At 69.9% G+C, this 5,672-nt stretch carries 4 protein-coding genes; 1 reads left to right on the top strand and 3 read right to left on the bottom strand.

The window, feature by feature from the left end:
* Window positions 1-113 precede the first annotated feature (113 nt).
* From AB0I73_RS39975 to AB0I73_RS39985, 3 genes are all read right to left on the bottom strand, one after another.
* Window positions 114-1,025, bottom strand: coding sequence for a glucose 1-dehydrogenase (locus AB0I73_RS39975; protein ID WP_363045305.1), 912 nt, complete (start codon window positions 1,023-1,025; stop codon window positions 114-116).
* Between the two features lie 79 nt (window positions 1,026-1,104).
* Window positions 1,105-2,364: a M20 family metallopeptidase gene (locus tag AB0I73_RS39980; protein ID WP_363045306.1), complete on the bottom strand. Its 1,260-nt coding sequence runs from the start codon at window positions 2,362-2,364 to the stop codon at window positions 1,105-1,107.
* Between the two features lie 23 nt (window positions 2,365-2,387).
* The gene (locus tag AB0I73_RS39985) at window positions 2,388-3,098 is read right to left on the bottom strand and encodes a TRIC cation channel family protein (RefSeq protein WP_363045307.1); all 711 of its coding nucleotides are present in this window, start codon (window positions 3,096-3,098) and stop codon (window positions 2,388-2,390) included.
* 1,061 nt (window positions 3,099-4,159) lie between these two features.
* Between AB0I73_RS39985 and AB0I73_RS39990 the strand changes: the two genes are divergently transcribed.
* Window positions 4,160-4,624 (top strand): hypothetical protein, encoded by a 465-nt coding sequence (locus AB0I73_RS39990; protein ID WP_363045308.1) that lies wholly within the window; start codon window positions 4,160-4,162, stop codon window positions 4,622-4,624.
* Window positions 4,625-5,672: the final 1,048 nt, after the last annotated feature.

Genomic DNA, 5,672 nt, shown 5'->3' on the forward strand with positions numbered 1-5,672 from the left:
ACCCTTTGCGGTTACGCTTTGCCGGCTGCCGGGGCGGCGGTGGCAGACGGCCCGCCGCGCCTCGGCGGCCGGATGCCGTCAGCCCGGCCGGGTGCGCCCGGCCGCGGGCCCCCTCAGGCTCGCAGGTCGACGACGACCTTCACGTCGTCCGGGGTCTTGTGCCGGGCGTCGGTGTATTCGTCCATCGGGACCCGGCGGGTGATCAGCCGCTCCAGCCAGCTCCGGTCGGCCTTGGCCAGCGCGTCCGCGGCCTGCTGGTAGTTCCGCCGCCCGGCGTTGACAGAACCGAACACCACCAGATTCTCCAGCACCATCTCCTTGTTGAGCTCGTCCAGGCCGACCGGGATCTTCCGCGAACCGGACGAGATACCGGCGAGGCAGATGACGTAGTTGGGCCCCACCACGCTGATGAGCGAGAAGACCAGAGGGCCGGCCCCGGTGCACTCGATGACGACGTCGGGCTCCAATTCGATGTCCTGGACGTCCCCCGCGTGGAATGTGGCGCCCAGATCGTCCACCAGGTCCGGTTTCGACCCTTTGTCGTGCAGGTCCAGGACGTGCGCCTCGAGCCCGCGCTGGATACCCAGCAGCGCCGCGAGCAGGCTGACCGGTCCCGCGCCGGTCACCAGCGCCACCTCGGGCTTCCATGAGGCCCGGTTGAAGATGCGGTCGGTCTGCTCCCACGCCTCGGCCAACACCGAGGCGGGCTCCAGCAGCACCCCGCAGTCCCCGAGCCCGGGGGCGAGCCGGATCGCGTAGTCCGGTTCGATCCTCCACCGCTCGGCACCGTAGCCGTTCCTGCCCTTGATCCCGCGCTCCGTGTACTGCCCGTTGCGGCAGAAGTCCCACTCGCCGTGGGAGCACGGCTCGCACGGCACCGGATCGGGGCGCCGTGCGATGCCCGCGACCGGGTCCCCGGCGCTGAAGCCGGAGCCGTCCGGAGCCTCAAGCACCACCCCGAGCGACTCATGGCCGACCACCAACCGATCCTGGCCGGGCGGCGGCTCGCCGTAGCCGCCCTCCACGATGTCGATGCCGGTCCCGCAGACGCCCAGCAGGTGGCCCTCGACGACCAGCGCGCCTCCTCCGACGGCCGGGCTCGTGTCAGGTGCCGAGCCAGGCGAGGGCGGCCACGGTCAGGGCGCGGACGCCGGTGTCCAGGGTGGGCTGGAGGAGGGGGGCGAAGGCGGGGCTGTGGTTGACGGGGATGTCCTGGTCGAGGGTGCCCTCGCGGGCGGCCTCGGCGTAGCGGTCGGGGTCCACGCATCCGATGCCCCAGTAGGTGAACGGCACCCCGAACGCCCCGGGGATCTCGCTCATGTCCTCGCTCGCGGTCTGCAGGTCGATGGTGTGCGCGTCGTCCCCGAAGTGCGCGGCGAAGGCCTCGGCGACCCGACGGGTCGCCGCCTCGTCGTTGACGGTGGGCGGGAAGGAGGTGGTCCGCTCGATCTCGGGCTCCTGGGGCGAGCGGGACGCCTCGCACTCGGCACGGACGATCCGGGTGATCGCGTCCAGGACGTGGCTGCGGGTGGCGTCGTCGTAGGTGCGCACGTTGAGTTCGATGACGGCGCTGTCGGGAATGACGTTGGGGCCGGTGCCCGCGTGGATGCTGCCGACCGTGAGCACGGCCGGGGTCGTGGCTGCCAGTTCCCGGGAGACGACGGTCTGCAGACGTACGACGATCATCGCGGCCATCACGACGGGGTCCACCGCGGCCTGGGGCATGGAACCGTGCGCTCCCCGTCCGTGGACGGTGATGCGCAGGCTGTCGGCCGCCGACAGGAACGGCCCGGGGCGGGTGCCGACGTATCCGGCCGGATAGGGCAGCACGTGCTGGGCCAGCACCACGTCGGGCCGGGGCGCCCTGGACGTCAGCCCGTCGGCGATCATGGCCTCGGCTCCGTCGCCGTTCTCCTCCGAGGGCTGGAAGAGCGCCACGAAGGTGCCCCGCCAGGTGTCGCGGTCCTCGGCCAGCAGCCGCGCGCAGCCCAGCAGGCAGGTCACGTGCATGTCGTGTCCGCAGGCGTGCATGACGGGCTGCTCGGTGCCGTCCGGGGCGGTCACGGTCGCGGTGGAGGCGTAGGGCAGGCCGGTCTGTTCGCGCACCGGGAGGGCGTCCATGTCGGCACGCGCCATGACGGCCGGGCCGTCCCCGTTCTCCAGGACCCCGATCACGCCGGTCCCGCCGACGCCCTCGGTGACCTCGTAGCCGAACGACCGCAGGGCCTCGGCCACCTTTCCCGCGGTGCGGTGCTCCCGCAGTCCGAGTTCGGGGTGCCGGTGCAGGTCCTGGTAGACCTCCTCGAGGTGGGTGCGGATGCCGTCGAGGCCGGCCAGCACAGTGTGGGCTCGATTATTGGTCATGATGACTCCTTACGCGGGTGGGACTACTCTTCCTCCCCGTTTCGGGTGGGGGGATTGATGTGGCGCCGTACCGTCGAGGCCACTTTGGACTGGGGCCGCCAGTCCAGGCCGGTGGGAAGGTTCCAGCCGTAGTGCACGGCGGTGAGCCGGAAGACCAGCGCCAGGGCGATGCCCAGGCCGATGCCGACCTGAGGGACGCCGAGGTACGAGCAGGCCACCATGACTCCGGCGACCGCGACGGCGACGGTGGCGTACAGGCCGTTGCCACCGAACACAGCCGGCACCCGGCCGAGGATGACGTCACGCAGAGCGCCGCCGCCGACAGCGGTCACGGTGCCCAGCAGGACGGCCGGGAGCCAGCCCAGACCGGCCGCCAACGTCTTGTTGGCGCCCGCGACCGCCCAGAACCCGATCACCGCGGCATCGAGCGCGGTGAACAGCCGGTTCCAGGACTGCTCACTGAGCTTGATGAGGAACACCATCACGGAACCGGCCACGGCGGTCGACAGGTAGGCGTAGTCGGTCAGCGCGACCGGTGTGCCGTGCTGCAACAGCACATCCCTGATCAGCCCCCCGCCCAGACCCGAAATAATGCCCACCACCAGGAATCCGAACAGGTCGAGGCCGGCCGTCCGGGCTACCGCACCGCCCAGCAGCGCGCACGAGAAGACGCCGGCAAGGTCCAGGTAACGCGTTGCGATATCAATCTCGAAGGAGACCGAAGAAGCCGACATTGCGGACACGCTGCACATGGGGCGAGCCTACTTGTGGTCCCGCCGTCGACTACCTGGAGGAATGCAAAGGGGGCGGATAGCAGCAGTATGCCGACTTGCATCGCGGCCCGCGGAGCCGGACCGTGCAAGGCGGAAGGACGGATCGAGGGAAACCTTGGTGCCGTCGACGAGGACACCGTCACGCTGATTACCTTTCGCGTGGTGGCGGCGCATCGTCGTGGCCCCGGTCTGCGAGTCCCCCACCGGCAGTCCGAGCACGAATGGAACCGCTGGGGAAATGAGGTGCATCAGCACCTCCGCCTGAGCTTGACTCTGTCGGGGATCTTGTTTGCGCCGTGAGGTGCTGTCGGTTCGAGTGGAGGTGGAAGACCTGCACCAACACCCTGTCGCAGCAGGGATGTTGAAGCTGAGGGCAGCCTGATCCGGGTGGTGCCGGGGAGGGCGGGAAGCGGCCCTGACAAAGCCGGGACGTACCAGTACTGCCAGATGGTGTGGGTCCGGCGAGCGTGATGGAGAGGATTATGCGAGGAATCGGCGTTTTACGTCTCTCAAAGCGACACCGGCTCGGGCCTGGCGGATGGGGGCCGGGAGTGGCGCGTATCCGGGTCATCCGTTCGGGTGGTCCGGAGGGCGTTGTCACGTTGTTGGGTGCGTGACTGTCTGATGGCGGGTCGGGGCGTGGTGAGCCCGCGGCCGGGGCCTGTGGTCAGGCCGTGGTGGGCAGGTTGGCAGCGCCGGTGATCTGGGAGCAGATCGCCGGCACAGCTGGCCTGCCCGCCACGGCCTGAACGCGGAGCCGGAACCCGGCCCCAGTACGCCCCGACGCCCGCCAAACACCAACACCCTCGACAACGTGACAACGCCCCGGCCAGTCCTGTGATCTGGGAACTTCCAGGCCAGGCCCCAGAATCGTGTTTCCGAGCGGGACAGGTCCGCGCTGAAAGTGCCGAACAATTCGCGCTGGAAGATCGCGCCCTGATATGCGCATTTACGGACTCTTTCATCCCTACGTCGTGATGAGCACTGTTTTGGTAGCGGAAGTCACGGGAACCCGAAACGGCATGATCCGAAGCATCGCGCGCGGCTGCGCCGCGGGAGCGGCCGGCACCACCGCTCTGAACGCCGTGACCTACGCCGACATGGCACTGCGCGGCAGACCGGCCAGCAGCACGCCGGAAACCGCGGTGGACAAGATCACCGCACTCATGGGGCACCCGGTCCCGGACACGAGCGGCCGGGACAACCGGCTCACCGGCCTCGGAGCCCTGTCGGGCATCGCCGTCGGCACCGGCACGGGCGCCGTCGTGGCGCTGATCCGCCGGGCAGGTGTCCGGGGCCCCCTGTGGCTGGGCGGCCTGCTCACCGGCGCCCTGGCGATGGCCCTCGCCGATGCACCGATGGCCCGCCTCGGCGTCAGCGACCCCCGCACGTGGTCGGTCCGCGACTGGACCGCCGACGTCGTGCCGCACATCGTCTACGGTCTGGTCACCTACGGCGTGATCACGGCATCGGACCAGCGGCGATGACGCCCGCGACCGGCGCCCCGTGCGACCTCCGGGACCGGCTTCCCGGTCTCGGTCACGATGCGTACAGCCCCCTCCCGGAACTCCGCATCGAACTTCCGCTTCCCCGACGCCATGACTCCCGAATTCCCCTTCCGCCACGATGCCTCCACGTTACGAGGGAGGCTCACCGCCTGGCTCACCCGGCAGCGCACCGACGTGGACACGCATTGGCCGCCGCCGGTGATGTTCTGCCTGGTCGGAGAGGCGGTTGTGTTGGCCGCGGGCGCGGGGCTCTGGGCTGCCGCGGGCGGATCGCCGGGGTGAACGGCACGGGATGCCCTGCAGTTCGGTGCTGCGGTGACGAGAGGCATCCAAGCGGCGGCCATGGTGGCGGCTGGGCGGGCGGCGGCGCCGACCGCCTATCTGACTGGCACGCTGGCCACGTACATTGTGAAGGGTGTGGGCGCGGGCCGCCCGGACCGGTGGGTGCCGGTTCGGCTGGGGGCCCTGATGGTGGGCGCGGGGGTCTCCGTGGTACTGCTGCGGGCAGCTCCGGGATGGGCCGGAGTACTCCCTCCGGTGCTGGTGGCGTGCGCCGTCCTGGCCGCCTGTGCACCCGTGGTCCGGATGCGTCGCAGCCCTGTTGGCCGAAGGTGACGGATGACGCGCTGAAAGAAAGCCATCTGGCATGAGACGCTGACCACCCAGGTGCCCATCGCGGAAAAAGTGCTGCGGACCGTTCTGGTCTACGCGCTCATCGTCGCCTTGTTCCGCTGCACGGGGGAGCGGGCCTGGCCAACCTCGACACGTTCGTTTTCGTGATCATCTTCTTGCTGCCGAACGGGGCGCAGAACGCGATCATCGGCCCGGACAGCAGTGGGGTGGGAGGCCATCACGCTCGCTGGAGGGCTCGTCGACCGTCGTGATCGAGGACGGCTGGGCCGTCACCAGGGCAGCCAGGCACCCGGCCCTGAGGACCGGGAAACTGGGCCATGCCGTGCGGATTCAGTCCGGCCACACCATCGGCAGCGTCGCCATGGGCCGGCCGGAACCCGACGGACGCCTTGTG

Source organism: Streptomyces sp. NPDC050388 (assembly GCF_040655635.1).
Taxonomy (GTDB): Bacteria; Actinomycetota; Actinomycetes; order Streptomycetales; family Streptomycetaceae; genus Streptomyces.